This is a genomic window from Leifsonia aquatica, from assembly GCF_014190775.1.
GTDB lineage: Bacteria > Actinomycetota > Actinomycetes > Actinomycetales > Microbacteriaceae > Leifsonia > Leifsonia aquatica.
This window is the reverse complement of the sequence record NZ_JACHVP010000001.1, coordinates 1,536,498-1,563,263: the sequence shown is the minus strand read 5'-3', so window position 1 is coordinate 1,563,263 and position 26,766 is coordinate 1,536,498. Positions and strand designations below refer to the sequence as shown.

The following is a 26,766-nucleotide window of genomic DNA, read 5'->3' as shown; positions in this document are numbered from 1 at the left end:
CTCCTGATTTCTACTAACGGATGATGTAGATGACCGCGAACAGTCCGATCCACACGACGTCGACGAAGTGCCAGTAGTACGAGACGACGATGGCGCTCGTCGCCTCCTTGTGGCCGAAGTGCTTGACCGCGAACGCGCGGCCGATGACGAGGAGGAAGGCGATGAGGCCGCCGGTCACGTGGAGTCCGTGGAAGCCGGTGGTGAGGTAGAACGCCGAGCCGTAGGCGTTCGAGTGGATGGAGATCCCCTCGGTGACGAGCGTGGCGTACTCGAGGATCTGACCCGAGACGAAGATCGCGCCCAGCACGTAGGAGAGCAGGAACCACTCGACGAGGCCCCACTTCCAGAACTGGAACAGGCTCCCCGTGCGGTGCGCCTGCAGCCGCTCTGCTGCGAACACCCCGAACTGGCACGTGACGGAGCTGAGCACGAGGATGGTCGTGTTCGTCGCCGCGTACGGGATGTTCAGGTGCGCCGTCTCGGCTGCCCAGAGGTCCGGGGAGGTCGACTTGAGGGTGAAGTAGATCGCGAACAGTCCCGCGAAGAACATCACCTCCGAGCCGAGCCAGACGATGGTGCCGACGGCCACGACGTTGGGCCGGTTGATCGCCGGCGCACTCGGTGCAGGGGAAATTGAGGTGCTCGTCACGTACCCATTATGGCTGAAAAGAAGCCGTGGTTTTCTCACCTGGAGGGTCTGAATTCGCCCCCAGAGTGGTTAGGCCACCCTTAGTCGGGGTCCGAAAGGGGTGGCTCCCCGTGGTCCGCCGCCTCGCAATAGGATCGTTTCATGACGGAATCACAGTCCTGGTCGTCCGTGCTCACCTCCCTGCTCGCCGGGGAGGACCTCAGCGTGGCGGACGCCGCGTGGGCGATGGACCAGGTGATGACGGGGCAGTCGACGGACGCCCAGCTCGCCGGATTCCTCATCGCCCTGCGGGTCAAGGGCGAGACCGTCGACGAGATCGTGGGCTTCCGCGACGCGATCCTCGACCACGCCGTCCCGCTGCCCGTCGACCCCATGGCGCTGGACATCGTGGGCACCGGCGGCGACCGGTTCGGCACCGTGAACGTCTCCACGACGGCCTCCATCGTCGCTGCGGCCGCCGGCGTGCCGGTGATCAAGCACGGCAACAAGGCGGCCAGCTCCTCGTCCGGTTCGTCCGACGTCCTCGCCGCCCTCGGCATCGACCTCGCGCTGCCGGCCGAGCGTGTCGCAGAGGTCTTGAACAAGACGGGCATCACGTTCGCCTTCGCCAGCGCCTTCCACCCCGGCTTCGCCAACGCCGGTCCCGTGCGGTCGCAGCTCGGCGTGCCGACCGTCTTCAACTACCTCGGCCCGCTGTGCAACCCGGCGCGTCCCGAGGCGTCGGCGGTGGGCGTGGCGACGCTCGACCGCATCCCGCTCATCGTCGGCGTGTTCCAGACCCGCGGCGCGACCGCGCTGGTCTTCCGCGGCGACGACGGACTGGACGAGCTGTCGACCACCGGTCACAGCCACGTCTGGGAGGTCTCGCGGGGCCTCGTCACCGAGCACGACATCGATCCGCGCGATCTGGGCATCCCCCGCGCGAAGATCGAGGACCTGCTCGGGAAGGACGCCGCGTACAACGCGGCTGTCGTGCGTGCCGTGCTCGCGGGCGAAGAGGGCCCCGTGCGCGACATCGTGTTGCTCAACGCGGCGGCCGGGCTCGTGTCCTACGAGCTCGCGTCCGACCCGTCGAGGGTCCAGGACTCCATCCTGGATCGGTTCCGTTCGCAAATGGCGGTCGCTGCTCAGGCCATCGACTCCGGGGCTGCGGCCGCGAAGCTCGACGAATGGGTGGCGGCGACGCACTGACAGCAGTGGAAGGAAGGGTTTCGATGAAGAAGCTCATCAACGACGTACCCGACGTCGTGGCGGAGTCCCTCGCGGGGTTCGGCCGAGCTCACGCCGACATCGTGACGGTGTCGGACGATCCTCGTTTCGTCTCGCGGGCCGACGGCCCCGTGCGGGGCAAGGTCGGCCTGATCAGCGGCGGCGGCAGCGGCCACGAGCCCCTCCACGCCGGTTTCGTCGGAAAGGGGATGCTCGACGCGGCCGTGCCCGGCGAGGTCTTCACCTCGCCGACCCCGATGCCCATCGTCGAGGCCACCAAGGCCGCGGACGGCGGAGCCGGGGTGCTGCACATCGTCAAGAACTACACCGGCGACGTCTTGAACTTCGAGACGGCGGCCGATCTGGTGGGCGCCGAGGGCATCCAGGTGCGCGCCGTGGTCACCAACGACGACGTCGCGGTGCTGGACTCCCTCTACACCGCCGGGCGGCGCGGCGTCGCAGGCACCGTGCTGGTCGAGAAGATCGCGGGTGCGGCGGCCGATCGCGGCGACGACCTCGACGGCGTCACCGCGATCGCCGAGCGCGTCAACGCGAACGTGCGGTCGATCGGACTGGCGCTGACCGACGGGACGGTGCCCCACGCCGGCGAGCCCGGCTTCGTGCTCCCGGAGGACGAGATCGAGTTCGGCGTCGGCATCCACGGCGAGCCCGGCCGCGAGCGGATCAAGATCGAGCCGGCCGACCGCCTCGTGGACCGGATGATGGACGCGATCCTCACCGACCTGCCGTTCTCGTCGGGCGACCAGGTGCTCCTGTTCGTCAACGGGATGGGCGGCACGCCGCTGTCGGAGCTGTACATCCTGTTCCGCCGCGCGGCTGAGATCCTCGACGAGAAGGGGATCACCCTGTCCCGGTCGCTGGTCGGCAGCTACGTCACCTCCCTGGAGATGCAGGGCGCGTCGATCTCGGTGCTGAAGCTGGACGACGAGCTCACCTCCCTCTGGGACGCGCCCGTGCACACGGCCGCGCTCCGCTGGGGACTCTAGCCACACGACGACACGACACGAGGAGGAGGCGCAGATGGCGCTGGACACGAACTGGGTCTCGGCCTGGCTGACGGCCGGGGCCGCGGCCATCGGGGAGCACAAGCAGGAGCTGAACACCCTCGACAGGGAGATCGGCGACGGCGACCACGGCGAGAACATGGACCGCGGCCTCCGCGCGTCCGTGGACGCCCTGGGCAAGCTCCCCGCCGACGCGACCCCGAACGCCGCGCTGCGGTCGGTCGCGATGACCCTCATCTCGACCGTGGGAGGTGCGTCGGGTCCGCTGTACGGGACCGCGTTCCTCAAGGCGGCCGAGCCCGTGGGCGATCGGACGGAGATCGACGGGGCCACCCTGGTGGCGCTGCTGACGGCGGCCCGCGACGGGATCGTGTCCCGTGGCAAGGCGGAGCCGGGCGACAAGACCATGGTCGACGCGTGGACCCCTGCGGTCGACGCGGCGGCCGCGGCCGAGGCGTCCGGCGCCTCTCCGGCCGAGATCCTGTCGGCTGCGGCCGACGCGGCCGAGCAGGGCGCGATCGCCACCGAGCCGCTCGTCGCCCGCAAGGGACGCGCGAGCTACCTCGGTGAGCGTTCCGCCGGGCACCGCGATCCCGGTTCGCAGTCGACGGCGCTGCTGTTGCGCGCGGCGGCGGAGGCGGCGGGATGACGGAGCGGGTCGGCATCGTCTTCGTCTCCCACAGCGTCCTCCTCGCGCAGGGCGCCGTCGCCCTCGCCGGGCAGATGGCGCCCTCGGTGCGCCTGATCGCGGCCGGCGGGACGGACGACGACGGGATCGGGACCAGTTTCGCCAAGGTGATGGCGGGGGTGGGCGAAGCGGACTCCGGAGCGGGGGTCGTGGTCATCAGTGACCTCGGCTCCGCTCTGCTCACCGCCGAGACCGTCCTCGACATGCTGTCCGACGACGAGCGCGCCCGCGTGCGCGTGGTCGACGTGCCGTACGTCGAGGGCGGGATCGCGGCCTCCGTCGCCGCGGAGACCGGGGCCGACCTGGCCGCGGTCGCCGAGGCGGCCGAGAGCGCCCGCACGGCGTGGCCGGTGGGGGAGCAGGGGGACGCGGCGCAGGGGGATGCGGCTCCTGCCGCCGTCCCTGCTGCCGCTCCGGCAGAGTCCTCCGGCGAGGGCGGTCCCTACGAACGCGAGGTGCTCGTGCGCAACCCGCAGGGGTTGCACGCACGGCCCGCCGCCGACTTCGTCAAGCTGGCCAACACCTTCCCGGTGAAGGTCACGGTCAACGGGAAGGACGCGAAGAGCCTGCTCGGGGTGATGTCGCTCGGGCTGACGGCCGGATCGACCGCCCGGATCTCCACCGCGGATCCGGCGGGCTCGGAGGCGGTCGACGCCCTGGTGGCGCTGGTCGAAACCGGGTTCGGCGAGGTCTGAGCGCGGCTGCACGACGCTAGAGCGGGAGCGACATCTCCCGCTCCAGCGTCGTGCGGTCGAGCGGATACGGCTGGGTGCGACCGGTGAAGACGAACCCGCGCCGCTCGTAGTACCGGATGGCCGCCGGGTTGTGCTCGTGCACATCGAGGAGCAACCGCTCCCCGCGTCCCTGAGCCCAGTCGATCACTGCGTCGAGGAGCGCGTCGGTCACCCCGGCCTCCCGTCCGCGGTATCGCGGGGTGACGTAGACGCCCACGAGGTACGGGTCGCGGGTCCCCGGCGCCTGGTGGCCGCCCATGCTCCCCAGCCAGCGGCCGTCCGGAGCGACCGCCGCGAACAAGCGGGTGGACGTCGACGTGCCGGCGGTGCGCCGCCGCCAGTGCTCCTCGGGGTGCCTGCGCGCGGTGTCGAGGGTCTCCAGGAACGCCAGCGGGGCGTCCTCCAGCATTTCGAGCCGGAGTGCGCGATACGCCGGCCAGTCGTCCTCGACGCTCGGGCGGACCGTCCAGTCCGCCCGTTCGCCGCCGGACGCGCTCGCAGCGGTCACGGCGCGGTCAGCCGCGCTCGGCCAGGAGTGCTTCGGCCTCGGCGAGGAGGATCGCGGTGCACAGCCCGTCGAGCGCGGTCCGCAGCTCGTCGATCGGCGGGAACGTCGGAGCGATGCGGATGTTGGCGTCTCGCGGGTCCTCGCCGTACGGGAACGTCGCCCCGGCGGGCGTGACGCCGATCCCGGCCTCCTTCGCCAGCTGCACGGCGCGCGCGGCGGTGCCGTCGAGCACGTCGAGGCTGACGAAGTAGCCGCCCTTCGGAGCGCTCCAGGTGCCGCCGCCCCACGGCGCGAGCCGGGTGCGGAACGTCTCCTCGACGACGTCGAACTTCGGGGCGATGATCGCGCGGTGCTTCTCCATGTGCGCGGCGAGGCCGTCGGCGTCGCCCAGGAACGTCGCGTGGCGCAACTGGTTGATCTTGTCCGGGCCGATGCTCTGGGCGCCGAGGTTGCGCTGCAGCCAGGCGATGTTCGCCTCGGACCCGCCGACGAAGGCGACGCCCGCGCCGGGGAACGTGACCTTCGACGTGGAGGCGAAGACCAGCGGGCGATCGGGGTTGCCCGCCTCGGCCGCGAGGGCGAGCACGTCGATCGGCTCCGGCCGCTTGTCGGTGAGGTGATGCACCGCGTAGGCGTTGTCCCAGATCAGGCGGAAGTCGGGAGCGGCCGGCAGCGACACGAGGGCACGCACGACCTCTTCGCTGTACACGGCGCCGGTGGGGTTGGAGTACACCGGGACGCACCACATGCCCTTGATGCTGTCGTCGGTGGCGAGGAGGGACGCGACGGTCTCGATGTCGGGGCCGTCGTCGTTCATCGGCACGGGGATGAGGCGGATGCCGAAGCGCTCGCAGATCGTGAAGTGCCGGTCGTACCCCGGGACCGGGGCGAGGAAGCTGATCGACTGCCCCGCCCAGGGGAGCTCGCCGCCGGGCACGCCGTACAGCAGGGCCTGCACGATGACGTCGTGCATGATCGTCAGGCTGGCGTTGCCGAGCGCGAGCAGCTGGGGCACGGGGACGCGGAGGGCGTCGGAGAAGATCGAGCGGAGCTCGGGGAGGCCGTTCGGGCCGCCGTAGTTGCGCAGGTCGGTGCCCGCGGCATCCCGGTACTCGCCGTCGGGGAGGTGCAGCAGGTCGTTCGAGAGATCCAGCTGCTCGGCCGAGGGCTTGCCGCGCGTGAGATCGAGGGCGAGGCCGGAGGCCTTCAGCTCGTCGTACGCACGCGAGAACTCGGCGTGCGCGGCGCGCAGCGCCTCGGTGTCCAGGTCGGTGAGAGGAGTCGCAGGAGTCACGTTCCGATCGTAGCGGCGCGGGCGGGGCGACGCGGCGACAGCGTGTGCGAACATCCTGAGTGTGACCGACGAAGTGCAGAAGGGACGCGCCCTGTCGCGCCCGAGGATGTTCGTGGCCCTCGGCGTGGGCGTGGTGACCGGCCTCGTCGTCGGCCTGCTCGACGCGTGGCATTACGCCGTGATCGCGGGCTGGGCGGGCGCGTGCATCGTCTACATCGTGTGGGTCTGGGCGAAGGTCTGGCGGCTCGACGGCGAGCAGACGCGCAGCCACGCGACCCTGGAGGATCCGGGGCGACGCGTCAGCGATTGGATCCTGCTCGCGGCCTCGGTCGCCTCCGTCGTGGCGGTGGTCTACATCGTCGTGGACGCCCGGCAGTTGAAGGGGGCACCGCAGCTGCTCGTGGCGCTCCTCGCCGTGCTCAGCGTCGGGCTCTCCTGGGCGCTCGTCCACACCGTCTACACGCTGCGCTACGCCCGCATGTACTACCGCAAGGACGGCGGGATCGACTTCAACCAGAAGGAGCCGCCCCGGTACAGCGACTTCGCCTACCTGGCGTTCACGCTCGGCATGACGTTCCAGGTCTCCGACACGAACATCAGCAGCTCGTACATCCGGATGGCGATCCTCCGGCACACGCTGCTGTCCTATCTGTTCGGTTCGGTCATCCTCGCGACGACGGTGAATCTCGTCGCCGGACTCACCTGAGGTAGCGGACGAACCGGTAGCGCAGGCCGGAGGCCGACTCCAGCCAGTCGCCCGGCTCCGCCGTCCATCCCTCGCCCAGCTCGGGTGCGCGGGTGTCGCCGGGCACAGCGAGGTCGACCTCGGTGACCTCGACCCGGTCGGCGAGCGGGAGCGCCGCGGTGTAGAGCTGCGCGCCGCCCATCACCCAGACCGTCTCGGCACCGGTGGCGAGGGCAAGGGCATCCTCGATGCCGTGGGCGGTCTCCGCGCCGGGCGCCGACCAGGCCGGCTGCCGGGTCACCACGATGTTCGTGCGCCCGGGGAGCGGACGGAATCGCTCCGGCAGCGAGTCCCACGTGCGCCGTCCCATGACGACCGGCGATCCCGCAGTGAGTTCGCGGAAGTGGCGCATGTCCTCGGAGAGGTGCCACGGGATGCCGCCGTCGGCGCCGATCACCCGGTCGTGGGCCTCCGCCCAGATGAGTGCGAGTGCCATGCCGGGGTCAGACGGCCACGGCGGCGCGGATGGCCGGGTGGTGCTGGTAGCCCTCGACGACGAAGTCCTCGAAGCGGTAGTCGAAGATGCTCTCGGGGGTGCGATCGAAGCGCAGGGCGGGCGCGGGATACGGATCGCGCGAGAGCTGCTCCTCCACCTGCTCGACGTGATTGTCGTAGATGTGGCAGTCGCCGCCGGTCCAGACGAACTCGCCCGGCTCGAGGCCGACCTGCTGGGCGACCATCAGGGTCAGCAGCGCGTAGCTCGCGATGTTGAAAGGGACGCCGAGGAACATGTCCGCGCTGCGCTGGTAGAGCTGGCAGGAGAGCCTGCCGTCGGCGACGTAGAACTGGAAGAAGGCGTGGCACGGCGCGAGAGCCATGCTCGGGATGTCGGCGACGTTCCAGGCCGAGACGATGATGCGGCGGGAGTCCGGGTCGGTGCGGAGCGTGTCGACGACCTGCTGGATCTGGTCGATGTGCGTGCCGTCCGGCGCGGGCCAGGAGCGCCACTGCACGCCGTAGACCGGTCCGAGCTCGCCGCGCTCGTCGGCCCACTCGTCCCAGATCGTCACGCCGTTGTCGCGCAGCCAGCCGACGTTGCTCTCGCCACGGAGGAACCAGAGCAGTTCGTACGCGATCGACTTGAAGTGCACGCGCTTGGTCGTGATGAGGGGGAAGCCCTCGGCGAGGTCGAAGCGCAGCTGCCGGCCGAACACGCTGCGCGTGCCCGTCCCGGTGCGGTCCGACTTGCGGCTGCCGTTCGCGAGGACGTCGCGCAGCAGGTCTTCGTACGGGGTCGGGATCGTCTCGCTCATCGAGTCGATGGTACTTCCGTTCGGTCACCCCTGACTCCCGCGGGGCGCGAGTCGTAGTCTTTCGACATGGAGACCGGCCCCGGCGGCGAGCGACACAGCGACGACGAGCTCGCCACCGCCCTCGAGGAGGAGGTGGCGCGCATCACCATGGCCATCCCCGTGGTCTCGGTGACGCCGGAGCCGGAGCCGTCGCCCGAGCCGGAATCGCAGCCGGAGGACGAGGAGTGGGTCGGGCCTCCGACCCAGGCGATCAGCTTCGAGGACCTGCCGGTGCGACGGCAGGTGGAGGGGCCGCAGCCGACGTTCAGCGCCTGGGTGGGAGCGGCCGCACCGCAGCCTCCCGAGCCGCAGCCGCCCGCCCCCGAACCTCTCCCCGTCGCCCCTGCCCCCACCCGCGCGGAGCCGCTGTCGTACGTCGTGCCCGAGCTCGCACCGCGGGACTCGCAGCCCGTGCCGCTCATCACGGAGGAGCCGCCGACCGCGCCCCGTGCGTCCCCGGCCGAGCCCGAGCCTCCCCTCGTCCCCGTGATCGCGATCGCCCCGGTGCTTCCCCCGCTCCCGGGGACCGGTCCCGTCGTCACGCACGACCTCGGGCCGATCAGCGCTCCGCGCGACCACATCGACACGGACCTCCACGATGATGCGGACGATGTGCACGGGACGGCTCCCACCCCGCGGTCGTCGCCGCGCGTCGCCGTCGACGAGACCGTGCTGCTCGGCGCCGAGCCGGTCGCCGCCCCGCTGTTCGAACCGGAGGAGGCGGACCTCGAGCCGACCCCGATCGACCGGCGGGTCGGCCGGGCGGCGCGGATGTTCTGGCTCTGGTTCGCGGGCACGTCGTCTCTCATCTCGCTCGGGGTCGGCGCGACGCTGTTCACGCTCGGCCTCAGCCTGCGGCAGCTGCTCGTGGCGACGCTGGTGGGTGTGGCGCTGTCGTTCCTCCCGCTCGGGCTCGGCACACTCGCGGGCAAGTGGAGCGGCCAGCCGACGATGGTGGTCTCCCGTGCGACGTTCGGGGTGCGCGGCAACGTGATCCCCACGGTGCTCGCCCTCATCACGAAGCTGTTCTGGGGTGCGGTGCTGCTCTGGCTCGCCGGGTCGGCCGCGGGGTCGCTCGCCGTGTCCGGTGGCTGGGCGCAGGGGCGCGCCACCCCCACCGCGGTCGCCCTGATCGTGGCGATCCTGGTCGCCGGTGTCATCGCCTTCTACGGCTACTCGCTCGTCGCCCGGGTGCAGCTCGTGCTGACGGTCGCGTCCGCCCTGCTCATCGCCGTCCTGGTCGCGGCGACCTGGCGGCACGTCGACCTGGCCCGCGCGCTCGCCGTGCCGGACGCGCTCTGGACGCACGTGGTGACCGGAGCCGTGCTCGTGTTCAGCTACCTCGGGCTCGCCTGGGCGATGAGCAGCGCGGAGGTCGCCCGCTACCAGCGGCCGGGCTCATCCGGCGGAGCGGCGATGCTCTGGGCGACCTTCGGCGCGGCCGTCCCGCCGTTCGTCCTGGTGTCGTACGGCGGACTCCTCGCCGCGTCGCACCCGGGACTCGCCGAGCAGCTCGCGAGCGATCCCGTGGCCGGCTTCGTCCGTCTCGGACTGCCGGGCTGGTATCCGGTGCCGCTGCTCCTCGCGGTCGGGCTCAGCCTCATCTCGGCCCTCGTGCTCACCATGTACTCCGCCGGGTTCACGCTCGACGCGCTCGGGGTCCGGCTCGGCCGGCGCTGGAGCACCGTCGCCGCGGGCGGCCCGATCGCGCTCGCCGGGATCGTGCTGGCATTGACCGTGACGGATCTCGACAGCGTGGTGCGAGGGGTGCCGACCGCGCTCTCGGTCCCGGTCGCGGCGTGGACCGGTCTCTTCGGCGCGGAGACGATGCTGCGGGTGCGCCGCTTCCATCAGCCGTCGCTGCTGGTCTCCGGCGGCGTCTACCCGGACTGGCGCTGGCTGAACCTCGGGATGCTGGTCGCCGCGTCGGTCATCGGGCTCGGTCTCGTGAGCTCCGACCTGCCGTGGCTGGCCTGGGAGGGGTACCTGTTCCGGCTCCTCGGGATCGACCCGCAGGCGGGCATCGGCGCCAGCAACATCGGCGTGATCGTCGCTCTGGCGCTCGGGCTGCTCACGCCGCTCGTCGCGGGCTCCCGCGCGGTGCGACGCCAGGAGCAGGGCGCGGCCTGATCCCGTAGGCTCTATCCCGTGCAGCACACCCTCCGTTCCGTCCGCGAGACCGTCGAGAGGCTCTGGCCGCTCTCCGGCGCCGAGGGCTGGGACGCGCCCGGCCTGCTGTCCGGCGATCCGGCCGCTCCGGTCGAGCGCATCCTGCTGGCCGTCGACGTCGTCGCGGCCACGGTCGACGAGGCCGTCGGCACCAACGCCGACCTGCTGCTCGCGCACCATCCCCTCCTTCTGCGCGGGGTCACGAGCGTCGCCGAGGACCGCTACAAGGGCGCACTGCTCGCCCGCCTGATCCGGGGAGGCTGCGCCCTCATCGCGGCCCACACCAACGCCGACGTGGTCGAGGACGGCACCAGCGCCGTCCTCGCGGCCCGCCTCGGCCTCACCGGCACGGCACCGATCTCGCCCGCCGCGGACGGCGTCACCGGCATCGGCCGGGTGGGGACGCTTCCCGAACCGACCACGCTTGGCGCCCTCGCGCGTGCCCTCGCCGACCTCCTCCCGCCGACCGCTGGGGGAGTGCGCGCCGCCGGCGACTACCACCAGCCCGTCTCCCGAGTCGCGCTCTGCGGGGGAGCGGGGGATTCGCTGCTCGGGTCGGACCCCGTCCGCTCGGCCGACGTCTACATCACCGCAGACCTGCGTCACCACCCGGCCTCCGAGGCGCGGGAGCAGGCGATCCTCGGCGGCGGTCCCGCCCTGCTCGACGTCTCGCACTGGGCCAGCGAGTGGCTCTGGCTCGACACCGCCGCCGGCCAGCTGCGCGCCGCCCTTCCCGGAGTGGAGGTCGCGGTGAGCGAGCTGCGCACCGACCCCTGGGACTTCGCCATCCTCCAGTAGCCCTGGAGAAACCGTCACCCACGAAGATGGAGCACCACACGTGAAAGCCAGCCCCGCCGACCAGAACGAACTGCTGCGCCTGCAGTCCGCCGACACCCGCCTCGCGCAGCTCGACCACGCCGTCACCACCCTGCCGCAGGTGAAGGAGCTGGCCGCACTGCAGCCCGAGATCGAGTCCCTCCGCGCGCGCTGGATCGCCGCGACCGGTGAGCTGGAGGACGCCCGCACCGAGCTGAAGCGCGTCGAGTCCGACGTCGCGGTGGTCGAGGCGCGCACCAAGCGCGACACCGACCGGGTGCAGCAGACCGCTTCGGTGAAGGATGTGCAGGCGCTCGAAGCCGAGCTCGCCTCGCTGGCCAAGCGCCAGGGCGACCTCGAGGAGATCGAGCTGACGGTCATGGAGCGCGTCGACGAGCTCGAGAAAGCGCTCGCCGCCGTCGACGCCGAGCGCGCCGAGCTCACCGCCCGCGCCGAGGCGCTCGAGGCGGCCCGGGACGCCGAGGTCGACAAGCTCGCGGTGCAGCGCTCGGCCCTCGCGGCCGACCGCCACACGATCGCGTCGGCCCTCCCCGAAGACCTCGTGGCCCTCTACGAGCGCCAGCGCGCCCGCTACGGCCTCGGCGCCGCGCTCCTGGTGCGGGGCGTCTCGATGGGGTCCAACGTGAAGCTGACCGGCTCCGACCTCGCCGAGATCCGCCGGGCCGCTCCCGACGACGTCGTGCTGTGCCCCGACAGCAGCGCCATCCTGGTCCGCAACGAGGAGTCCGGGCTCTGAGCCGACTCTGATCCGCCGCACAGACGCCCTGCGCTATCGTTGACCGCGGAATGGGTCGGCAAGACGGTCGCGTCGGTCCGCGAGAGCGGACCGCCGAGGAACGTCCGGGCTCCACAGAGCAGGGTGGTGGGTAACACCCACCCGGGGTAACCCGCGAGACAGTGCAACAGAAAGCAGACCGCCACCGGCTTCGGCCGGTGGTCAGGGTGAAACGGTGGTGTAAGAGACCACCAGCGGCCGGGGTGACCCGGTCGGCTCGGTAAACCTCGCCCGGAGCAAGGTCAGACAGGGGACGATGAGGCTGCTCGCCGAGTCCCCGGGTAGACCGCTGGAGGGCGGCGGCAACGTCGCCCCGAGAGAGATGGCCGTCCGCGACACTCCGGTGTCGTGACAGAACCCGGCGTACTAGCCGGCCCATTCCCTGCACACGGATCCATCGGTCGAGGGGGAGCACGGCATGGAGGAGCGTTCCGCCCGGATCGTCCCGCGTGCCGGCGCGCTCGCCGTCTGGGTGCTCGTGCTCGTGGTCGTCGGCTACGTGTCGTGCCTCGCCATCCTCCTGGTGTGCCCGTCGATCATCCCGGAGCCGATGTACTGGTCGCTCGGCCACACGGTGTTCGCGGACACGGTCGACGACGTCTTCCGGGTGTCGACGGTGTCCCTCGGCTACTGGATGGCCGCCACGGCCGTCGCGATCGGGCTCGCGCTGGTCATCACGCTTCTCGCCGGGCGGGCGCTCGGCGCCCTGGGGGAGCTGGCTCAGTCCTCATCGGGGGAGAACCGGTAGCCCATCCCGGGCTCGGTGAGCAGGTAGCGCGGGCGCGAGGGCTCCGGTTCGAGCTTCTTGCGCAGCTGCGCGAGGTACAGCCGCAGGTAGCCGGTGTCGCTCGTGTACTGCGGTCCCCAGACCTGGGTGAGCAGCGCCTGCCGGGTGACGAGCCGGCGTGGATTGCGCAGCAGCACCTCCAGGATCGCCCACTCGGTCGGGGTCAGGCGCACGTGCTCCGACCCCTCCGCGGTGGCGCGGGTGACCTGGTGGGCCGCCAGATCGACGCTCACGCCCCCGAAGGTCACGACGGGTTCGTCGGTCCCGCCGGTCTGCCGACGGGTGAGGGCGCGGATGCGGGCGAGGAGCTCGTCGGCGGCGAACGGCTTGGTCACGTAGTCGTCGGCCCCCGCGTCGAGCGCGTCGACCTTGTCGGCCGAGCCGGTGCGGCCCGAGACGACGAGGATCGGGACCGTCGACCAGCCGCGCAGGCCTTCGATCACCTCGATGCCGTTCAGCTCCGGCATCCCGAGGTCCAGCATGACGAGATCGGGGTGGTGCTCCACGGCCTCCGACAGCGCCTCGGCCCCGGTGCTCGCGGTGAGCACCTCGTAGCCCCGGGCGGTCAGCAGGATGCGGAGGGCGCGCAGGATCTGCCGGTCGTCGTCGGCGATCAGGATCTTCACGTGTCGGTTCCTTCCGTCGCTGCGGGGAGCGACACCACCATCGTCAGGCCGCCGCCCGGCGTGTCCTCGGCGTCGAGCGTGCCGCCCATGCCCTCCACGAACCCCTTCGACAGGGCGAGACCGAGGCCGATCCCGGTGTCGTTATCGGTGTCGCCGAGACGCTGGAACGGCAGGAAGACGGCCTCCCTGCGCTCGCCCGGGATACCCGGGCCGCGGTCGATGACGCGCACTTGCACCGTGCCGCCGAACTCGCTCGCCGCGAGCACCGGCCGCTGGCCGGCGGGGCTGTAGCGCAGCGCGTTGCCCAGGAGGTTCACCACGACGCGCTGCAGGAGCACACCGTCGGCGGCGAGCAGGGGGAGGTCGGGGGCGATGTCGAGCTCGACGTCCGCCGGTCCGGCGCCCAGCTCGTCGAGCGCGGGGGAGATGACGTCGTCGAGCTCCGTCGGCGCGATCGAGACGCCCAGGACGCCGGCCTCGACGCGGCTGACGTCGAGCAGGTTGGTCACCAGCGCGGCGAGTCCGGCGAGGCTGTCCTCCGCGGTCTCGAGCAGATCCTCCCTGTCCTCCTCGCTCAGCGCCAGGTCGGCCTGACGCAGAGTGGTGACGGCGGCCGTCGCTGCGGCGAGGGGGCGCCGCAGATCGTGACCGACCGCCGCGAGCAGGGCGCTGCGCACCCGATCGGCCTCGGCGAGCGGTCCGAGCTCGGAAGCGGTCGCGGACAGATCACGGTGCTCGAGAGCGGCGTCGAGCTGGGCGACGATAGCGCCGAGCAGCCGCCGGTCGCTCGCCTCCAGGTCGCGTCCGGAGAGCTCCAGCGTGCCGCGCGTCCCGACGGGGAGTCGTTGCGTGTGGTCGGAGTCGGCGGGCTCGCCGTCGGTCGAGACCACCTCGCCGCCGTCCAGGAGGCGCACACCGGTGAGTCCGAATGCCTCGCGCGTGCGCGTGACGAGGGCTTGGAGGGCGTCCTGGCCGCGGATGACGCCGCCGGCGATCGTGGCCAGCAGCTCCGCCTCGGCCGCGGCGCGCTGGGCCGTGCGGGTGCGCCGAGCGGCCTGGTCGACGACCACACTCACGAGGGCGGCGATCACGACGTAGAGCACGAGGGCGAGCAGGTGCAGCGGCTCGTTGATGGTGATCGTGTACAGCGGGTCGACGAAGAAGTAGTCGAGGGTGATGCCGGAGAGCAGGGCGGCGAACAGTGCCGGCCAGATCCCGCCGACGAGCGCGACGACGACCACGAGCAGTTGATAGCTCAGCACATCCGCCGTCATCGACTCCCCTGAGCGGACGCTCGTGAGGAGCAGTGTCAGGAGGGGGCCCCCGACGAGTGCGAGCGCGAAGCCGAGCACCCGGCGCCGCACGGTGAGGCCGCCGCGGGGACGCGGCAGGGAGAACCGCCCGCCCGCGCGCGAGTGGGACACGATGTGCACGTCGATGTCGCCGGACTCGCGGATCACCGTGGAGCCGATGCCCGGCCCGGTGAGCAGCGCGGCGAGTCGGCTGCGGCGGGAGACGCCGATCACGAGCTGGGTCGCGTTCTCCCCGCGCGCGAACTCGACGAGGGCGCGAGGGATGTCGCTGCCGACCACCTGGTGGTAGCTGCCGCCGAGCTGCTCCACGAGCGCGCGCTGTGCGGCGAGGGTGCCGGGGGCGCCCGTACGCAGGCCGTCCTCGCTCGTCACGTGCACGGCGAGCAGCTCTCCGCCGGCGGAGCGCGCCGCGATCCGGGCGCCGCGGCGCAGCAGCGTCTCGCCCTCCGGACCGCCGGTGAGGGCGACGACGACGCGCTCCCTGGCCTCCCACTTGCCGGCTATGCCGTGTTCGGCGCGGTACTTCTGCAGTGCGCTGTCGACCTCGTCGGCCAGCCACAGCAGGGCGAGCTCGCGCAGCGCGGTGAGGTTGCCGAGCCGGAAGTAGTTCGAGAGGGCGGCGTCGATCCGGGAGGAGGGGTAGACGTTGCCCTCGGTGAGCCGGTCGCGCAGCGCTTGCGGGGCTAGGTCGACGACCTCGATCACGTCGGCGCGGCGCAGCACGGCGTCCGGGATGGTCTCGCGCTGCTGCACGCCCGTGATCTGCTCGACCACGTCGTTCAGCGACTCGATGTGCTGGATGTTGACCGTCGACATCACGTCGATGCCCGCGTCGAGCATCGCGTCGACGTCCTCCCACCGCTTCGCGTGGGCGGTGCCGGGGGCGTCGGTGTGCGCGAGCTCGTCCACCAGGGCGACCTGCGGAGCGCGGGCGAGCACGGCCTCCAGGTCCAGCTCGGTCAGCTGCACGCCGCGATGCTCGACGGTCAGCCGGGGGACGACCTCCAGACCGTCGAGCATCGCGGCGGTGGCGGCGCGGCCGTGGGTCTCCACGACCGCGACCACCACATCTTTGCCGAGCGCCTGCAGCCGCTTGCCCTCTTCGAGCATCGCGTACGTCTTGCCGACGCCCGGTGCTGCTCCGAGCATCACCCGCAGGCGGCCACGTGGCATGTCTACTTGTCCATCTCCGAAAGGGCCAGGTTGAGCTGGAGCACGTTCACGGTCGGATCCCCGAGATAGCCGAGGTCCCGTCCCTGAATCCTAGACTCGACCAGCTTCCGCACGCTGTCGGCCGGGAGGCCGCGCGCCGCGGCGACGCGATCGACCTGGAGCAGCGCGTAGGCGGGCGAGATGTGCGGGTCGAGACCGGATCCGGAGGCGGTGACCGCGTCGCTCGGGATGCTGCCGGCGCTCACGCCGTCCGCCTCCTCGATCGCCTCGGTGCGCTCCTTCACGGCCTTCTGCTGGTCCGGGTTGGAGGCGGCCAGGTTGCTGCCGGAGGAGGCGGCGCCGTCGTACCCGTCGCCGGCCGCCGACGGCCGGGACTGGAACCACTGCGGCAGAGCCGCGCCGTCCTTGTCGGTGAAGCTCTGCCCGATGAGGGCCGAGCCGACGGGCTTCCCGTCCACCGAGATGAGGGAGCCGTTCGCCTGGGCCGGGAGCGCGAGCTGCCCGACCCCGGTGACGACGAGGGTGTAGCCGATGCCGAGCGCGACCGTCAGGACGATCATCGCGCGCAGGGCGACCCAGTACTGGCGCCAGGCGCCGCGGAGGCGGTTCATTGTCGTGCGACCTTTCGTGTCTGTCAGAATCCGGGGATCAGCGCGACCACGAGGTCGATCAGCTTGATCCCGATGAAGGGGGCGATGATCCCGCCGAGGCCGTAGATCAGCAGGTTGCGGCCGAGCAGAGACGAGGCCGCCGCCGGGCGGTAGCGCACTCCGCGCAGGGCCAGCGGGATGAGAGCCACGATGACGATCGCGTTGAAGATCACCGCCGAGAGGATGGCCGAGGCGGGGGAGTGCAGCCCCATGATGTTGAGGGCCGCGAGACCCGGGAACGCGGCCACGAACATCGCCGGGATGATCGCGAAGTACTTCGCGACGTCGTTGGCGATCGAGAACGTGGTGAGCGCGCCGCGGGTGATCAGCAGCTGCTTGCCGATGCGGACGATGTCGATCAGCTTGGTCGGATCGGAGTCGAGGTCGACCATGTTGCCGGCCTCCTTCGCCGCCGACGTGCCCGTGTTCATCGCCACGCCGACGTCCGCCTGCGCGAGCGCGGGGGCGTCGTTCGTGCCGTCGCCGGTCATCGCGACGAGAGCACCGCCCTCCTGCTCGCGGCGGATCAGAGCGAGCTTGTCCTCGGGCTTGGCCTCGGCGAGGAAGTCGTCCACGCCGGCCTCGGCCGCGATGGCCTTGGCGGTGAGCGGGTTGTCACCGGTCACCATGACGGTGCGGATGCCCATCCGGCGCAGATCGGCGAACCGCTCGGCGAGGCCCTCCTTGACGATGTCCTTGAGGTAGATGACGCCGAGGACCGTCGCCACGCCGTCCGCGTCGCGGGTCGCGACGGCCAGCGGGGTGCCGCCCCTCTGCGAGATGCGCTCGACCTCCGCATCCAGCTCGTGGAGCGCGCTCGCCGACGGCGCGGCCGTGCCGGCCTCCGTCGCCTGCTCGCGGACCCAGGTCACGATGGCGCTCGCCGCGCCCTTGCGCACCTGCGAGCCGTCCGGCAGGTCGAGGCCGCTCATCCGCGTCTGGGCGGTGAAGGGCACGATCTCCCCTCGCGTGTCCGACGGACGTTCGTAGCCGAGCGTCCCCGCCAGCTCCACGACCGAGACGCCTTCGGGGGTGGGGTCGCTGAGGGAGGAGAGCGCGGCGGCCCGGACGAGGGCGTCGCGGTCGGCGCCCCCGACGGCGGTGAACTCGCTCGCACGGCGGTTGCCGTACGTGATCGTGCCGGTCTTGTCGAGCAGCAGCGTGGTCACGTCGCCCGCGGCCTCCACCGCCCGCCCGGACATCGCGAGCACGTTGTGCTGCACGAGGCGGTCCATCCCGGCGATGCCGATGGCGGAGATCAGGGCTCCGATGGTGGTGGGGATGAGGCAGACCAGGAGGGCGATCAGCACGGGAACGGTCGGAGCCGCGTCCGAGTAGCCAGCGACCGGCTGCAAGACGAGCACGACGATCACGAAGATGATCGAGAGGCTCGCGAGCAGGATGTTCAGCGCGACCTCGTTCGGCGTCTTCTGCCGCGAGGCGCCCTCGACGAGCGCGATCATCCGGTCGACGAAGGTCTCGCCCGGCTTCGACGTGATGCGCACGACGATCCGGTCGGAGAGGACGCGCGTGCCGCCGGTGACCGCGCTGCGGTCGCCGCCAGACTCCCGCACGACCGGGGCCGACTCGCCGGTGATGGCGGACTCGTCCACGGTCGCGATGCCGCGGATCACGTCGCCGTCGCCCGGGATGAGCTCGCCCGCCGTGACGACCACCACGTCGCCGAGCGCCAGATCGCTCGAGGCGACCGCGGCGACCGAGGCGCGAACCGCATCCGGGTCCGCGGTCTCGTCGTAGTCCGTGACGCGGTTGGCGAGGGTGGTGGAGCGGGTCGAGCGCAGGGTGGCGGCCTGGGCCTTGCCGCGGCCCTCGGCGACCGACTCCGCCAGATTGGCGAAGACGACGGTGAGCCACAGCCAGACGGCGATGCTCCAGGTGAACGCGAGCGTGGCCGGTCCCGTGCCGCCCGCGCCGATGAACGGCTGCGCGATGGCGACGACCGTGGTCAGCGCCGCGCCGACCTCGACGATGAACATGACGGGGTTGCGCCACATCTGGCGCGGATCGAGCTTGCGCAGAGCGCCGGGGAGGGCGGCGACGAGCTGGGCGCCGCTGAAGGCGCCGGGGCGGGTCGCGCTCTCCTTCGGAGCGCGGGCGCTGCGTTGTGGGGTGAGCGTTGTCATGGTGTTACTGCAGCCCTTCCGCCAGGGGACCCAGCGCGAGAACGGGGAAATAGGTGAGTGCCGAGACGAGCAGGATCGTGCCGATCATCAGGCCGACGAACTGCGGCCGGTGGGTGGGCAGTGTGCCTGCGGTCGCGGGGACGCGGCCCTGCTGGGCGAGCGAGCCGGCGAGGGCGAGGACGAACACGATCGGCAGGAACCGGCCGAGGAACATCGCGACCCCGAGGGCCGTGTTGAGCCAGGGCGTCGCGGCGGTGAGGCCCGCGAAAGCCGATCCGTTGTTGTTCGCGGCCGAGGTGAACGCGTAGAGCACCTCGCTGAAGCCGTGCAGCCCGGGGTTCAGGATCGACGTCTTCTCGATGTCGGCCCGCACCGCCGGGATGGCGAAGCTCAGGCCGGTGCCGAGGAGCACGAGCGTCGGCGTGGTCAGGATGTACAGGCTGGCCAGCTTGATCTCGCGCGGGCCGAGCTTCTTGCCGAGGTACTCCGGCGTGCGACCGACCATCAAGCCGGCGACGAAGACGGCGATGACCGCGATCACCAGGATGCCGTACAGGCCCGACCCGACGCCGCCGGGCACGATCTCGCCCAGCATCATGTTGATCAGCGCCATCATCCCGCCGAGCGGGCTGTAGCTGTCGAGCATGGAGTTCACCGCGCCCGTCGACGTCGTCGTGCTCGTGGTGTTGAACAGCGTCGAGCCCAGCACGCCGAACGCGGTCTCCTTGCCCTCCATCGATCCGCTTGACGCCTCGAACAGCGTCATCGCGACGAGCGAGACGACGAACAGCGTGGCCATCGTCGCGAGGATCGCGTATCCCTGGCGCTTGTCGCCGACCATCCGGCCGAACGTGCGCGGCAGGGAGAACGGGATGATGAGCATCAGCAGCACCTCGACCAGGTTGGTCCAGGCGGTCGGGTTCTCGAACGGGTGCGCCGAGTTGGCGTTGAAGAAGCCGCCGCCGTTGGTGCCGAGCAGCTTGATGGCCTCCTGCGAGGCGACCGGTCCGCCCGGGAGGGACTGCGCCGCGCCCGTGAGCGTGGTCACGTGGTCGAAGCCGTTGAAGTTCTGGGCCGCTCCGCCGACGATCAGCACGATCGCCGCGACGAAGGCGAGCGGGAGGAGGATGCGCACGGTTCCGCGCAGCATGTCCACCCAGAAGTTGCCGATCGTCCCGGTGGAACGGGAGGCGAACCCGCGGACGAGCGCCACGGCGACGGCCATGCCGACGGCGGCGGACACGAAGTTCTGCACCGCCAGGCCGGCGAACTGCACGGTGTAGCCCAGGGTCGCGTCGGGGGAGTAGGACTGCCAGTTGGTGTTCGTCACGAACGAGATCGCCGTGTTGAACGCCGTCCCCTCGGGGACGGCCGGCATGCCCAGCGAGTACGGCAGGAACTGCTGCAGGCGCTGGAGCGCGTAGACGAGCAGGATGCCGATCACCGAGAAGGCCAGCACGCCGCGCAGGTAGGCGGGCCAAGTCTGCCCGGCGCGCGCATCCACGCCGATGAGGCGGTAGACGCCGCGCTCGACGGCGAGGTCGCGGTCGGAGGAGTACACGCGCGCCATGTAGTCCCCGAGGGGGCGGTAGGCGACGGCGAGCAGGAGCACGAGCGTCGCCAGCTGGGCGACGAACAGCCAGATGCCCGTCATGGAGTCGGAGCCCATCTCAGAACCGCTCCGGCTTCACGAGGGCGACGACCAGGTAGGCGATCGCGGCGACTGCAAGCAGCGCCGCGACCACATCGATCACGATCACAGCTTCTCGACCCCCCGGCCGGCCAGGCCCACGACAAGCGCGAGCACGACCACTCCGAGGAGGTAGACGACGTCCAGCAAGACTCTCTCCATCCGTGAGGATGCCGCGACCGGTCGGTCGCGGCAGAAGAGAGTCCACACCCGCGTTCCCCGCGGGGCGCTGGTCCTAACGCATCCCTAACGCCCCGCTGCGCGATCCTCGCGCGACGCTAACGCGACGGCGCGGAGCGCCGCCCGGCGCGCGCGGCGAAGTCGTCCAGGGCGGAGAGGATCGGTTGCGCGTACCAGATGCGGTTGCGATGCTTCGAGGTGGCGCTCGCGAGAAGTCCGCGCTCGACCAGGGCTCCGATCGCGTTGTAGGCGCCCTGGGGGGAGACCCCCAGTCCCGCGGAGACGAACGGCTGGTTCACCACGGGCTGGGCGAACAGCAGATCGGCGAGGCGTCGCGCGCTCGCGTCCGCACGGATCCCCGTGAGCGCGCCCTCCCACGTCGCGCGCACCTCCGCGAGATCTTCGACGAGCGCTCGGCCATCCCGCACCGCATATCCCGCGGCTTCGGCGAAGACGGCGACGATCCCGTCGGCGTCGCCTTTCCGGTAAGCGTCGAGGGCACCGTAGTAGCGGTCGACATCGTGGAGGAGACCGGCCGACACGGGGACGGCGACGTTGGTCGTCACGCGGGACGCGCGCAGCATCGCCTGCACGAGCGCACGGCCGGTGCGGCCGTTGCCGTCCGGGAAGGGATGGATCGTCTCGAACTGCGCGTGCGCGAGGGCGGCGTGAGCGAGGGCGGGGATGTCGGTTCGACGGATGAATGCCACCAGATCGCCCATCGCCGCAGACACCCTGCCGTCGTGAGGCGGCACGAAGTCCGCCCCGTGCGGGCTCAGGCCTCCGCCGCCGATCCAGACCTGCTCGCGGCGGTACTCGCCGACGAGGTGGGGCGCGTGGTGTTCCAGCAGGGCGGTCTGCATGGCGACGATGGTCGTCTCATCGATGTGGTCGGCCAGCCGGATCGCCGCTGTCATGGCCTCGACATTGCGGACCACCAGTCCTGCGTTCCCCTGATCCCGCTCGCCGAGGACCGTCTCGGCGATCGCACGTGCGCCGCTCGTGAGGTTCTCGATCTCGGAGGAGGAGGCCGCCTCCGAACGCAGCAGCACGTCGGCGAACGGGAGCAGCTGTGACCCGACCTCGGCATCGAAGCGGGTCAGGAGGGTGCCCGCCTCGGTCGCGTCGGCGATGCTCGCACCGGACAGGCTCACGGTCGCATCCCCGATGCGAGGGGGGATGGCTGCGCGATACGGACCGCGGCTCTGCTCCCACTGCCGGCGACTGAGCGCGTCCCGGGGGAAGCGGGAGACCCAGGGCAGCTCCTCGTAGGCCACGGGCGGCCATGCCCCGACTGGATTCATCTCCGCGCCCGCCTCCCTCTTATTCAAGGATAGGAGATATCCTTGAATAAGAGAGAGGCTCTTTCAAGGATCAGCCCTTCACAGCGAGGGCGGCTGCCCCGAGGATGCCCGCGTTGTTGCGGTGCACGGCTGGGACGATCGGCGTCTTGAGGTCGAGGAGGGGCAGGAACTCCTGGTAGTTCTTGGAGACGCCGCCGCCGACGATGAAGAGGTCGGGGGTGAAGAGGAACTCGAGGGTGGAGTAGTACTTCTGCAGGCGCTTCGCCCACTTCTCCCAGCTCATGTCCTCGCGCTCCTTCGCCGAATACGCGGCCCGGGACTCGGCGTCGTGGCCGTCGATCTCGAGGTGGCCGAGCTCGGCGTTCGGGATGAGGACGCCGTCGTAGATGAGCGCCGAGCCGATCCCGGTGCCGAGGGTGGTCATGATGACCAGGCCGTCCTTGCCCTTCGCGGCGCCGAAGCTGGTCTCCGCGTAGCCGGCGGCGTCGGCGTCGTTGACGAAGTGGATGTCACGGCCGAGGGACTTCTCGAACAGGTCCTCCGCGTGCAGGTCGATCCACTTCTTGGAGACGTTGGCGGCGGAGAGGGTCACGCCGTGGCTCACGATGGCCGGGAAGCAGATGCCCACCGGGGCGTCGGGCTCCTCGGCCGCGAGCTGATCGACGATCTTCTTGGTGACCTCGACGATGCCGTCGGGCTCGCCGCCCTCGGGGGTGGGGAGCTTGATCCGGTCGCTCAGGAGTTCGCCGGTCTCGAGATCGACCAGCCCTCCCTTGATGCCGGTTCCGCCGATGTCGATGCCGATTGCGTGCTTCTGACCGCTCATGCCCACGAATCTACCGCGGGTCGGCTCCGGGAGTCGTGCGCGTGGCCGTCGCGAGCGGCAAGAACAGGTCGTCGACGATCGCGACGAGGGTGGCCTCGTCGGCCGGGCGGAGGGTCATCACCATCTCGTGACGCAGGGCCATGGTCGGCAGGCCCGCGACCAGGTCCGGCATCCGGCTGCGGTCGATCTCTCCCCGCGCGTCGGCGCGGTCGAGGATGGTGTCGAGCATCGACGGCCCGGGGGAGAGCAAGCGCTCGCGCAGTCCGGCGATGCCCCCCTCGGCCTCGCCGAGGATGCCGGAGTAGCGGAGCATGATCAGGACGACGAGGCCGCTGCGGCGCTCCGTGAACTGGCGGAGGAGGTCGAGGGTGTCCTCCCGGAGGCTGCCATGGTCGGGCACGTCGATCGGGTCGTCGTCGAAGTGGTGCCGGATCGCGGCGACGGCGAGGTCGCTGCGACTCGGCCAGCGGCGGGAGATGACGGGCCGGCTGGTGCCTGCGCGCGCGGCCACGGCCTCCATCGTCAGTCCAACGTAGCCGTTGGCGTCGAGCTCCTCCCACGCGGCGTCGAGGAGGGCGCTCTCGAGTTCCGCGCCACGGCGCCGACGGGCGGGCGTCGAATTAGAGTCCATTTGCGCATCTTATCCGATCGGCGTATCGTCGGCGATTAGATACAAGCACGCATCTTAAGGAGCAGGCTCATGGCAGCGGAGAAACTCGACAGGACGGTGGTCCGCACGGCCACCGCACTGGTGGTCGGAGCACTCGCGGTGGTCTTCGACACGACGATCCTCAGCATCGCGCTCCACTCGCTGGCGACGGATCTGCACACCGACGTCGCGCACATCCAGTGGGTGACGACGGGCTACCTGCTCGCCCTGGCGGCGACCGTGCCCCTCTCGGCCTGGTGCCTCGCTCGGTTCGGCGGAAAGCGGGTGTGGATGGTCGCCCTCGCGATCTTCCTCGTCGGCTCGGTGCTCTCCGGGCTGGCGTGGAACGCCGACAGCCTCATCGCCTTCCGGGTGCTGCAGGGCGTCGGCGGCGGACTCATGCTGCCGGTGATGACCACCATGGTGATGGAGGTCGCCGGCGGCAAGCAGCTCGGACGGGTCTCCGCCGTCATCGGGCTCCCCGCGATGGCCGGGCCCGTCCTGGGGCCGGTGCTCGGCGGGGCCATCCTCGCCCTCGGCGACTGGCGCTGGATCTTCTGGGTGAACATCCCGTTCTGCGTCGCCGGGCTGCTCCTGGCGTGGCGGATGCTGCCGTCGGACCGCGGTCGCGACCCGCGCCGTCGGCTCGACATCGTCGGCGTGCTGCTGCTCGTCCCGGGCCTGGCCGGGCTCCTCCTCGGACTCTCCGACTCCGTCCTCGACGGCGGCTTCGCTCGTCTCGACGCGTGGATCCCGCTGGTCGCCGGCGCTGCGCTCGTCGCCGGATTCGCCTTCTGGGCCCTGCACCGCCGCGGCGATGCGCTCGTGGACGTGCGGCTGCTGAAGGTGCGCTCGGTCTGGTCGGCCTCCACCCTCCTCTTCCTCTCGGGTGTCGCGCTCTACGGCGCGATGCTCCTCCTGCCCCTCTTCTTCCAGCAGGTGCGCGGCACCGACGCCCTCGGCGCGGGCCTCCTGCTCGTGCCGCAGGGGCTCGGGACGCTCGCCTGCCGCCCGCTCGCCGGCCGTCTCATCGACCGGATCGGCGCGCGCTGGATCACCGTCGTCGGGTTCGCCATCGTCGCGGTCTCGACCGTCCCGTTCGCGTTCGGGCTTCCCGCCTCGGCCGACCCGCTGCTCCTGGTCGCCCTGTTCGTCCGCGGCTTCGGTCTCGGCGCCGTGACCATGCCGCTCATGGTCGCGTCGTACCAGGGGCTGAGCGGCGAGCAGATCGCGCACTCCAGCATCCTGACCCGCACGGCGCAGCAGCTCGGCGGATCGTTCGGCACCGCGATCTTCGCCGTGCTGCTCCAGGCCGCGGTGCTGGGTGGTTCGACCCTCGGCGGCGCGTTCCAGTCGGCCTTCTGGGTGGCGGTCGGCGTCACCGTGCTGGGCGTCGCCATCGCCTTCGTCCTCCCCGGCGGCCCGAAGCGCGCCGCAGCCGTCCCGGCGGCACAGCCCGTACCGGATCCCGTGGTCGAGCCCGGCGCGACGGCCGTCAGGGGAGCGTGAGGACCTCGGCGCCGCGCTCGGTGACCACCAGGGTGTGCTCGAACTGGGCGGTGATGCTGCGGTCGCGCGTCACGACCGTCCAGTCGTCCGCCCACATGTCCCACTCGTGGGTGCCGAGCGTGAGCATCGGCTCGATGGTGAACACCATCCCGACCTCCATCACGTCGTCATAGGCCGGGGCCGAGTCGTAGTGGGGGATGATCAGCCCGGAGTGGAAGGTCGCCCCCACGCCGTGGCCGGTGAAGTCGCGCACGACGCCGTAGCCGAACCGCTTCGCGTACGACTCGATCGCCCGGCCGATGACGTTGACCTGGCGGCCCGGCGCCACCGCCTTGATGCCGCGGTTCAGCGCCTCCCGCGTGCGTTCGACGAGCAGGGTCACCTCCTCGGTCGCCGTGCCGGCGATGAAGGTCTGGTTGCTGTCGCCGTGGAAGCCGTTCTTGTACGCGGTGATGTCGATGTTGACGATGTCGCCCTCCTCGATCACCGTGTCGTCCGGGATGCCGTGACAGACGACCTCGTTGACCGAGCTGCAGATCGACTTCGGGTACCCCCGGTAGCCGAGGGTGGAGGGGTAGGCGTCGTGCGCGAGCAGGAACTCGTGTCCGATCGCGTCCAGCTCCTCCGTCGTCACGCCCGGGCGCACGGCCTCCCCGACGAGCGCGATGGCCTGCGCGGCGATCCGGCCGGACTCGCGGATCAGCGCGATCTCGTCGGGCGTGTACACGTCGCCGCGCGTGTTCGGTGCGGGCGACGGCTTGCCGACGTACTCCGGGCGCGGGATGCGGGACGGGACGGGGCGCATCGCGCTGACACGACCGGGGATCAGATGACCGGCGGAATCCTTGGGCATAGGATCAAGCTTATGACCGGTGAGAACGAGTACGGCATCGCGCAGGACGCAGAGCACAAGTACTGGTACAACATGAAGACCGGCGCGGTGGAGCAGGGATTCCTCTCGCCGGCGCCCGACCGCGTCGGCCCGTTCGACACCCGCGACGAGGCAGAGCACGCGCTCGAGAAGCTGCGCGAGAACAGCGCCAAGTGGGCCGAGGAGGACGCGGAGGAGAACCGCTAGGCGGCTCCCGCGCCACGTTCCATCCGGCCGGGAGTGCCGGGCTTTCTAGAAGCTGTGCTCCGGGCCCGGGAAGGTGCCGCCCTGCACGTCGGCCTTGTAGGCGGCGGCGGCCCCCGCCAGCACGTTCTTGAGGTCGGCGTACTGCTTGACGAAGCTCGGGACGCGACCCGTGGTGAAGCCGGCCCAGTCGGTCCAGACGAGCAGCTGGCCGTCCACGTGCGGTCCGGCTCCGACGCCGATCGTCGGGATGCGCAGCTCCTGCGTCACCCGGCGCGCGACCTCCGCGGGGACCATCTCGAGCACGACGGCGAACGCACCCGCGTCCTCCACGGCGTGCGCGTCGGCGAGGATCTGCTCCGCGCTGTCGCCGCGGCCCTGGATCAGGTGGCCGCCGAGGCCGTGCTCGCTCTGCGGCGTGAAGCCGATGTGGCCCATCACCGGGATGCCGGCGTCGACGATGCGGCGGATCTGGTCGGAGCTGCGCACGCCGCCCTCCAGCTTCACCGCGTGCGCGCCCGTCTCCTTCATGAAGCGCACCGCCGTGTGCAGGGCCTCGAGCGCACCGGTCTCGTATGACCCGAACGGCATGTCCGCCACGACGAACGCGCGCTTGACGGCCTTCGCCACCGCGCGGGTGAGAGGGATCAACTCGTCGACGGTCACCGGGAGGGTGGTGTCGTAGCCGAGCACGTTGTTCCCGGCCGAGTCCCCGACGAGCAGGAAGTCGATGCCCGCCTCGTCGAAGATCTGCGCGGTCAGCATGTCGTAGCTGGTGAGGCCGGTGAAGGGGGAGCCCTCCTCCTTCGCCGCCTGGAAGTGTCTCGTCCGCACCCGCTTCAGCGACTGCATCGACGGGGTCGCGGGGTGGACGCTCGGAACGGGGGACTGCTCGCTCATGGGCTCAGTCTAGTG

At 71.1% G+C, this 26,766-nt stretch carries 27 protein-coding genes and 1 other RNA gene; 12 read left to right on the top strand and 16 right to left on the bottom strand.

The annotated features are described in order from the left end of the window. Positions 1-13: 13 nt before the first annotated feature. Positions 14-649, bottom strand: a complete 636-nt coding sequence (gene ctaE, locus FHX33_RS07475; RefSeq protein WP_039920954.1) for an aa3-type cytochrome oxidase subunit III — start codon at positions 647-649, stop codon at positions 14-16. Between the two features lie 141 nt (positions 650-790). On the opposite strand from ctaE, the gene trpD reads away from it, so the two are divergent. Genes trpD through dhaM form a run of 4 tightly spaced genes read left to right on the top strand, consistent with a single transcriptional unit; the run spans position 791 to position 4,266 of the window. Further along, entirely contained in the window at positions 791-1,840 is a 1,050-nt protein-coding gene (trpD, locus tag FHX33_RS07470; protein WP_021757628.1) for an anthranilate phosphoribosyltransferase, read from the top strand. Between the two features lie 23 nt (positions 1,841-1,863). Next, a complete protein-coding gene (gene dhaK, locus FHX33_RS07465) occupies positions 1,864-2,865 on the top strand; it encodes a dihydroxyacetone kinase subunit DhaK (protein ID WP_021757629.1) in 1,002 nt (333 codons plus the stop codon). A 34-nt stretch (positions 2,866-2,899) separates the two neighbouring features. Next, on the top strand, positions 2,900-3,532 hold the full coding sequence (gene dhaL, locus FHX33_RS07460) for a dihydroxyacetone kinase subunit DhaL (RefSeq protein WP_183428309.1): 633 nt from the start codon (positions 2,900-2,902) through the stop codon (positions 3,530-3,532). After that, positions 3,529-4,266 carry a dihydroxyacetone kinase phosphoryl donor subunit DhaM gene (gene dhaM, locus FHX33_RS07455; protein WP_183428308.1) on the top strand — a complete coding sequence of 246 codons (738 nt, stop codon included), beginning with the start codon at positions 3,529-3,531 and terminating at the stop codon, positions 4,264-4,266. Before dhaL ends, dhaM begins: the two co-directional genes overlap by 4 nt. A gap of 16 nt (positions 4,267-4,282) precedes the next feature. On the opposite strand, the gene FHX33_RS07450 is transcribed toward dhaM, so the two are convergent. After that, entirely contained in the window at positions 4,283-4,813 is a 531-nt protein-coding gene (locus FHX33_RS07450; protein ID WP_021763179.1) for a GNAT family N-acetyltransferase, read from the bottom strand. A 7-nt stretch (positions 4,814-4,820) separates the two neighbouring features. Further along, a complete protein-coding gene (locus tag FHX33_RS07445; RefSeq protein WP_051336977.1) occupies positions 4,821-6,107 on the bottom strand; it encodes an aspartate aminotransferase type Ic in 1,287 nt (428 codons plus the stop codon). Positions 6,108-6,168: 61 nt separating this feature from the next. Here FHX33_RS07445 and FHX33_RS07440 point away from each other — a divergent pair, with 61 nt between their 5' ends. Next, positions 6,169-6,813, top strand: coding sequence for a DUF1345 domain-containing protein (locus FHX33_RS07440; RefSeq protein ID WP_039922333.1), 645 nt, complete (start codon positions 6,169-6,171; stop codon positions 6,811-6,813). Here the strand turns inward: FHX33_RS07440 and FHX33_RS07435 are convergent. Together FHX33_RS07435 and FHX33_RS07430 are read right to left on the bottom strand one after the other, a co-directional pair. Next, on the bottom strand, positions 6,806-7,288 hold the full coding sequence (locus FHX33_RS07435; protein WP_021763176.1) for a dihydrofolate reductase: 483 nt from the start codon (positions 7,286-7,288) through the stop codon (positions 6,806-6,808). The genes FHX33_RS07440 and FHX33_RS07435 overlap by 8 nt on opposite strands. 7 nt (positions 7,289-7,295) lie before the next feature. Next, positions 7,296-8,105, bottom strand: coding sequence for a thymidylate synthase (locus tag FHX33_RS07430; RefSeq protein WP_021763175.1), 810 nt, complete (start codon positions 8,103-8,105; stop codon positions 7,296-7,298). Between the two features lie 66 nt (positions 8,106-8,171). Here FHX33_RS07430 and FHX33_RS07425 point away from each other — a divergent pair, with 66 nt between their 5' ends. From FHX33_RS07425 to FHX33_RS07405, 5 genes are all read left to right on the top strand, one after another. Beyond that, on the top strand, positions 8,172-10,274 hold the full coding sequence (locus tag FHX33_RS07425) for a purine-cytosine permease family protein (RefSeq protein ID WP_183428307.1): 2,103 nt from the start codon (positions 8,172-8,174) through the stop codon (positions 10,272-10,274). Between the two features lie 18 nt (positions 10,275-10,292). Beyond that, positions 10,293-11,111 carry a Nif3-like dinuclear metal center hexameric protein gene (locus FHX33_RS07420; protein WP_021764962.1) on the top strand — a complete coding sequence of 273 codons (819 nt, stop codon included), beginning with the start codon at positions 10,293-10,295 and terminating at the stop codon, positions 11,109-11,111. 40 nt (positions 11,112-11,151) lie between these two features. Continuing rightward, on the top strand, positions 11,152-11,886 hold the full coding sequence (locus FHX33_RS07415) for a CT398-like coiled coil hairpin domain-containing protein (RefSeq protein WP_183428306.1): 735 nt from the start codon (positions 11,152-11,154) through the stop codon (positions 11,884-11,886). Positions 11,887-11,937: 51 nt separating this feature from the next. Next, an RNA gene (gene rnpB, locus FHX33_RS07410) (RNase P RNA component class A) lies at positions 11,938-12,307 on the top strand. A gap of 36 nt (positions 12,308-12,343) precedes the next feature. After that, positions 12,344-12,673 carry a hypothetical protein gene (locus FHX33_RS07405; RefSeq protein ID WP_021764785.1) on the top strand — a complete coding sequence of 110 codons (330 nt, stop codon included), beginning with the start codon at positions 12,344-12,346 and terminating at the stop codon, positions 12,671-12,673. On the opposite strand, the gene FHX33_RS07400 is transcribed toward FHX33_RS07405, so the two are convergent. The 9 genes from FHX33_RS07400 to FHX33_RS07360 form a co-directional block, all read right to left on the bottom strand. Beyond that, on the bottom strand, positions 12,646-13,338 hold the full coding sequence (locus tag FHX33_RS07400) for a response regulator (RefSeq protein WP_021764784.1): 693 nt from the start codon (positions 13,336-13,338) through the stop codon (positions 12,646-12,648). The genes FHX33_RS07405 and FHX33_RS07400 overlap by 28 nt on opposite strands. Further along, the gene (locus FHX33_RS07395) at positions 13,335-15,824 is read right to left on the bottom strand and encodes a DUF4118 domain-containing protein (protein ID WP_179701952.1); all 2,490 of its coding nucleotides are present in this window, start codon (positions 15,822-15,824) and stop codon (positions 13,335-13,337) included. Before FHX33_RS07395 ends, FHX33_RS07400 begins: the two co-directional genes overlap by 4 nt. A gap of 2 nt (positions 15,825-15,826) precedes the next feature. Next, positions 15,827-16,435, bottom strand: coding sequence for a potassium-transporting ATPase subunit KdpC (kdpC, locus tag FHX33_RS07390; RefSeq protein WP_021762942.1), 609 nt, complete (start codon positions 16,433-16,435; stop codon positions 15,827-15,829). Positions 16,436-16,458: 23 nt separating this feature from the next. Beyond that, positions 16,459-18,618 carry a potassium-transporting ATPase subunit KdpB gene (gene kdpB, locus FHX33_RS07385; protein ID WP_021762943.1) on the bottom strand — a complete coding sequence of 720 codons (2,160 nt, stop codon included), beginning with the start codon at positions 18,616-18,618 and terminating at the stop codon, positions 16,459-16,461. A gap of 4 nt (positions 18,619-18,622) precedes the next feature. After that, entirely contained in the window at positions 18,623-20,272 is a 1,650-nt protein-coding gene (kdpA, locus tag FHX33_RS07380; RefSeq protein ID WP_081703955.1) for a potassium-transporting ATPase subunit KdpA, read from the bottom strand. A gap of 16 nt (positions 20,273-20,288) precedes the next feature. Next, complete coding sequence (locus FHX33_RS07375; protein WP_021762945.1) at positions 20,289-20,378, bottom strand: potassium-transporting ATPase subunit F; 90 nt, start codon at positions 20,376-20,378, stop codon at positions 20,289-20,291. A gap of 208 nt (positions 20,379-20,586) precedes the next feature. Then, on the bottom strand, positions 20,587-21,792 hold the full coding sequence (locus FHX33_RS07370) for a Fic family protein (RefSeq protein WP_039922189.1): 1,206 nt from the start codon (positions 21,790-21,792) through the stop codon (positions 20,587-20,589). Between the two features lie 70 nt (positions 21,793-21,862). Then, positions 21,863-22,618, bottom strand: a complete 756-nt coding sequence (gene ppgK, locus FHX33_RS07365; protein ID WP_021762947.1) for a polyphosphate--glucose phosphotransferase — start codon at positions 22,616-22,618, stop codon at positions 21,863-21,865. 10 nt (positions 22,619-22,628) lie between these two features. Continuing rightward, positions 22,629-23,249: a TetR/AcrR family transcriptional regulator gene (locus tag FHX33_RS07360; RefSeq protein WP_021762948.1), complete on the bottom strand. Its 621-nt coding sequence runs from the start codon at positions 23,247-23,249 to the stop codon at positions 22,629-22,631. Between the two features lie 69 nt (positions 23,250-23,318). On the opposite strand from FHX33_RS07360, the gene FHX33_RS07355 reads away from it, so the two are divergent. Next, positions 23,319-24,776, top strand: a complete 1,458-nt coding sequence (locus FHX33_RS07355) for an MDR family MFS transporter (RefSeq protein WP_021762949.1) — start codon at positions 23,319-23,321, stop codon at positions 24,774-24,776. On the opposite strand, the gene map is transcribed toward FHX33_RS07355, so the two are convergent. Further along, positions 24,763-25,629, bottom strand: a complete 867-nt coding sequence (gene map / locus FHX33_RS07350; protein ID WP_039922190.1) for a type I methionyl aminopeptidase — start codon at positions 25,627-25,629, stop codon at positions 24,763-24,765. The two genes, FHX33_RS07355 and map, sit on opposite strands and share 14 nt — an antisense overlap. 12 nt (positions 25,630-25,641) lie before the next feature. Between map and FHX33_RS07345 the strand changes: the two genes are divergently transcribed. Beyond that, a complete protein-coding gene (locus FHX33_RS07345) occupies positions 25,642-25,854 on the top strand; it encodes an SPOR domain-containing protein (protein WP_039922191.1) in 213 nt (70 codons plus the stop codon). A gap of 45 nt (positions 25,855-25,899) precedes the next feature. Here the strand turns inward: FHX33_RS07345 and panB are convergent, their stop codons facing one another. Further along, entirely contained in the window at positions 25,900-26,751 is an 852-nt protein-coding gene (panB, locus tag FHX33_RS07340) for a 3-methyl-2-oxobutanoate hydroxymethyltransferase (RefSeq protein WP_021762952.1), read from the bottom strand. Positions 26,752-26,766: the final 15 nt, after the last annotated feature.